Raw genomic sequence first — 3,459 nt, forward strand, 5'->3', positions numbered from 1 at the left:
CCTGGGGAAACACACAACGAGCTGGAGAGTCGCTTCATGGTTGGGGCTCTCTGGTCACCTAAAGGCCCGGGAGAATTTTGGTTGGGTTCTCCCGGGCCGAGTTGTTTTTAGACACCGGCATCAATCAGCAGTGGGAGGAGATTTGCGCACCCCTCCCCTCAAAATTGGAGATATAGGTTCAAGCTCAGGCTTTGAAAAGCTCACACGTCGTGGAATTCCCTTCGACCAACGTCTTGCTCAATAACGCCAGACCATCGTGGTAGCCACTCCCGAATCTAAAGCCACGTGTATTGCACCCTCTTCTCATGACCGGCGAATTCATCACCTACCGCTCCGCTCTTCGAGAGCTCTTCCATTAAGGCGGGGAGCATCAACTCAATGCCCGGCGTGCTTTATGGCTTTCATTTGCCGTTCGAAGATGTTTTTGTCTTGGCTGAATGCCCCCCTTCACTTCCATGAATTTTTCGGCGTCCTCATGGGCGTTGCTCGGACTCGTGAGATTTTTCCTTGCTCTGATCGTTTTCACAACCCACTTGCAGTGGGTCACCGATTTAAAATTCCCGTTTTTGCAGATTTATGAATTGGATGGGCTGTCAGCGGTGTTTGGCTTTTTTTTAATCTCTGGATTTTCTGTTGCTCATTCCTACGCGAAACGCCCCTCAGGGTATTATGTGAGAAGATTCCTCCGGATTTACCCACTCTACTTTGTGGCAGTCGTGTTTGCTCATTCGCTGACAGTACTGCTCGGAAACAGGGTGGTTCTGGCGAATTGGGTTATTCAGGCCACTGGATGGAAAACTTCGGTGGCCAACATAGTGATGCTCCAAGGTTTTGCCGCCACCGCCATCACCTATAATCTGCCGTTATGGAGCCTAAGTTTCGAGGTATGCTACTACCTCGTGCTGCCGTTCCTTTTTCGCACCAAACCCCTGGTTGCTCTGGGTTTCGTTGCCGTTTCTATGACACTGTTTCTTTTTCCAAAAACCTTCCTTTTGGGGTATGGCGCATTGAAATATGCCTGGCCATGGCTTCTCGGATTTTTGCTGGTGAAGGACAAAGGCAACCCATGGATTGCCATCCTGAGCACAGGTGGATGTGCGCTGATTTATTTCACTCAGCATGAAAGCTGGGGAGTGTTTGCATTTGCGATGACTTTAGCGGCGCTGCTCCTGGCCCCGCGAATCCACCTACCTCCGAAGCTTCAATCAATTTTTAATTACCTCGGGGAAATTTCTTATCCCCTCTATCTTTTTCATTCTCCGCTTCTTATCCTGTTCTATGTGAAATTCGGAGTTCGCGATGTTTATGTGTTTACCATTCTAGTCCTTCTTTCCACAGCGGGGATTGACTGGTTCTTTGACAAGAAATTAAAGGCACTTTTCTGGGAGCCTTTATCCAGAAAAATTTTCCGATTGAAGGACTGAAACGCATCTTTACCAAAAGAAGTTATTAGGCATTGATCGATCCCAAGCTGGCAAAGGTTCGCAGCGGGGGAGAGCCGGAATGACTTTTCCCCGTGCTTTCGATGCCTCTTGCCTGCTTTCACCGAGTGAATGTCATTTCCCATACTTTCACAGGAGGACTCGTCGATTTTGACCATTGCAAATCAATGGCTTCGTGGCTCATTCCCCTCCCTACCAACCCACTATGAAATCAATCGCACCGACTCTTGCCGCTCTCGTCATCACGTTTGCTGGTCTGACCGGAACAACCTCTGCCCAAACCGTGAGTGACGCCAAACCAGTGAAAATCGTGATGGAGACCTCCAAAGGAACCATCGAACTCGAACTCGACGCCGCCAAGGCTCCCATTTCTGTCGCCAATTTTGTGAAGTATGTGAAGAAAGGCTTCTATGACGGCCTGATCTTCCACCGCGTGATCCCTGACTTCATGATCCAAGGCGGTGGCTTCTCCCCTGACATGCAGCAGAAGGAGCCAGACGCCCAGATCGAGAACGAAGCCAAGAACGGCCTCAAGAACGTCAAAGGCACCCTCGCCATGGCCCGCACGCCAAACCCGCACAGCGCCAGCTCACAGTTCTTCATCAACCTGAAGGACAACAGCTTCCTCGACTATCCTGGACAGGATGGCTGGGGCTACTGCGTATTCGGCAAAGTGAGCAAAGGCATGGACGTCGTTGAAGCCATGGCCACCGTCGCCACAGGCCGCAAAGGCCAGCACGGTGACGTTCCAGTGGAACCGATCATCATCAAGAGCGCCAAGCTCGCGGAATAATTCCCGCCACAGCTTCGCCTTCCAAATTCCAATGCCAGCCGGGAAACCGGCTGGCATTTGTTTTTAGTACGATGGGCACTCCTTCTGCAAACAGGCAGGCAGATTCTCTGAAGTACGACAGACACTCCTGTCTGTCGGCCAGCGCCTTTGCACGCTCCCCGCGCCTACGTCCCACCCAAACCGACTGAACAGCCCGGAGGCGCACTCGAACAACTCGTGAACTTTGGCCCATGTCGGAGCGCTGATCGACGGGCAAGAGTGCCCATCGTACCGTCACATGAACTTCTTCACGCGGTCATGCACGTCAGATTCAAGGCGCTTCACATAGTTCGTGGCGTACTCCACCGGACACATGCTGTCATCCTTGGTCAGCGGTGTCAGATCCATCGCAAAGGTCAGCAGGCTGGTCTTGTCCGTGGTGTGGGAGTCAAAGTAGGTCGCGTTGGCATGGCGCAGGCCTTCTTCGGCCAGGTCATAGCGTTTGCCGCCGCTGATCTGCGAATCAAACACCCCGAGCAGCGGGCGCAGCATATGCGGGTGCTTGTCCACCCAGAGCATTTCCTTGTCCTCCGCCAGCAGCCAGTCGAGCTTGCGCCAGACTTCGCAGCCATAGACTTTCTCAGGACGCATTTCCGGCGGCAGTTCGCGGATGGCTTCGAGGCAGCGCAGAAAGGTGGCCACATGCGTGTCGTGCCTGTCACAGGGATTGTGAAGATAAAGAAATTTCGGCTGAGCATGCTCCAGCACGAATTTCAAATCCTCCACGGCTGGCGCGTGCTTCGGCTTTTTGATGTCCTCACTCGGATAGCCGAGCTGCACCATGAAACTGTATTCACCCACGTAGGCCGCCTTGCGCTGTTCAATGAGGCGCACCTTCTGCATTTCCTCATCCGTGTAGGATTCATACGGGCCTTTGCGCGGGCTGCCAGCACCATCGGTGACCACCACGCCGCCGAACCACTGGGATTTGTGATGGAAACACTCCGTGATCCCGTGATACGCGGCGATTTCCAGGTCGTCCTGATGGGAAACGATGCCCAGATGCGTCACTCGGCGCAGCGCGGTCCACGGTTCAGTTTCGTCAGGAATATAAAGGTCGTGTTTAGGATGTCGAAATTGCACAGGAACGTGACCATGCACGGCAAGGTGGAGAGTGCAAAGAGCATTCCACCCCCTTCGGCCGCCGCATTAGCACACGCACAATGGCAAAACATTTGTCACTTC

The 3,459-nt window shown here is 53.1% G+C and carries 3 protein-coding genes; 2 read left to right on the forward strand and 1 reads right to left on the reverse strand.

The genetic code is table 11. From position 1 onward, the window contains the following. Positions 1-437 precede the first annotated feature (437 nt). On the forward strand, positions 438-1,424 hold the full coding sequence (locus tag ACIREA_RS28835; protein WP_397385775.1) for an acyltransferase family protein: 987 nt from the start codon (positions 438-440) through the stop codon (positions 1,422-1,424). A 223-nt stretch (positions 1,425-1,647) separates the two neighbouring features. Continuing rightward, entirely contained in the window at positions 1,648-2,235 is a 588-nt protein-coding gene (locus tag ACIREA_RS28840) for a peptidylprolyl isomerase (protein WP_397385776.1), read from the forward strand. A 273-nt stretch (positions 2,236-2,508) separates the two neighbouring features. On the opposite strand, the gene ACIREA_RS28845 is transcribed toward ACIREA_RS28840, so the two are convergent. Further along, on the reverse strand, positions 2,509-3,357 hold the full coding sequence (locus ACIREA_RS28845; protein ID WP_397385777.1) for a PIG-L deacetylase family protein: 849 nt from the start codon (positions 3,355-3,357) through the stop codon (positions 2,509-2,511). Positions 3,358-3,459 lie beyond the last annotated feature (102 nt).

The sequence above is a fragment of the Prosthecobacter sp. genome (assembly GCF_044373815.1).
Taxonomy (GTDB): Bacteria; Verrucomicrobiota; Verrucomicrobiia; order Verrucomicrobiales; family Verrucomicrobiaceae; genus Prosthecobacter.